At 51.2% G+C, this 1,232-nt stretch carries 2 protein-coding genes; one reads left to right on the top strand and one right to left on the bottom strand.

The genetic code is table 11. The annotated features are described in order from the left end of the window. Window positions 1-227: 227 nt before the first annotated feature. A complete protein-coding gene (locus tag BT264_RS39025) occupies window positions 228-581 on the bottom strand; it encodes a hypothetical protein (protein ID WP_143155863.1) in 354 nt (117 codons plus the stop codon). Window positions 582-1,038: 457 nt separating this feature from the next. On the opposite strand from BT264_RS39025, the gene BT264_RS39020 reads away from it, so the two are divergent. Further along, window positions 1,039-1,232, top strand: a 194-nt coding sequence (locus tag BT264_RS39020) for a hypothetical protein (protein ID WP_143155862.1), incomplete at its 3' end; no start/stop codon positions are given.

The following is a 1,232-nucleotide window of genomic DNA, read 5'->3' as shown; positions in this document are numbered from 1 at the left end:
TTCTTTCGCCAGCCCGAATGTCAGTACGCCTCTATGTGACACTTCTTTCCGAAATCTTAGTAACAGGGGGGGGCGTCCCGGCTGTTGCACGTAAACGTCAGCCCCTCGGGCGGCTAACCGATTTATGCAACAATTTCGCCATTGCGCCGCCCCATTTGAAATAGTCGACCTTACAGTTCTGAATTGGACAGATATTATAATAATGAAAAAATATCTTATTTTTACGTCTATCTGGTGCAGATGAACGGATCCGTATCATTTGACGCGGCAAGCCCGCCCGAGCAGCCGCTACCCCGTTCAAAGGTATTGCTACCTGTGTTTACAGCATGGATAGCACCGGCAAATACCGGCCAGTCGCCGCCACAAGTAAAGCACACCTGAACCGGCACGGCAGTTTGTTGATGCGTGATAGCGGCCATGAATGCCGTCGGTGCGTGTTTCCCGGTCGCCATTATGGCCGCAGCCTCTGCGGGATCAAGGGCGCGTGCTTGCTGCACCTCTTGCGCAATTGCGGAAATTGCGGTTGTCAGAATCAATACGGTGCCAGCCGTCGTAACGAGAGCATTTAATTGCCGACGCATGACATCCTCCATACATTAGATTGAAAATTGAAACACCTGCCGTCGCTTTCCGGAGAAGCCACGCGTCGGCATGTCCACCAAGCACGTCAACCGCTCGTGCTAGCTCCAATCATAGGAAATTATCATATGAAAACAAGCGAATATCTGATTAAGCGATTTGCCCCTCTTGCTGCTTTATCAAATCCGCAAAACGCAAATCAATATTGGTCAATATTTTTAAAATCGAAACTATCAAAATAAACCTATAAAACAACAATATTGATAGATTGTATTGTTTTAATTGCTTGACTCAAAATTGCCCTCCTGCCGGTCCTCGCAAATTGCTGCGGACGAGTTGGGTGAATTCGATTCAGCGTAGCAGCGCGACTGGGCGTTGCATAAATCGGTTGGCCGCCCGAGGGGCTGACGTTTACGCGCAACAGCCGGGGCGCCCCGTTACTTGAATGGAACCGACAGCATGAGCAAAAAACGACCGACTCCGGCCGCGATGGACACGCTGGTGCGCTATGCGCAGCTGACCGAAGGCGACCAGGAATTTTTCCATTCGGCCATCAATGATTACGTGCTCGCGTCAGCGAGCCGCCAGCGCAAGCTGGTCGAACAGTGGGCCTCGGGCAACACTGTTGAACGAGCCCGACATCTTTCGGAGGA

Origin of the sequence: Burkholderia sp. NFPP32, from assembly GCF_900119325.1 — a bacterium.
Classification (GTDB): domain Bacteria; phylum Pseudomonadota; class Gammaproteobacteria; order Burkholderiales; family Burkholderiaceae; genus Burkholderia; species Burkholderia pyrrocinia_C.
Note: the sequence above shows the minus strand (reverse complement) of the source record. Positions and strands in the feature narration are given on the sequence as shown.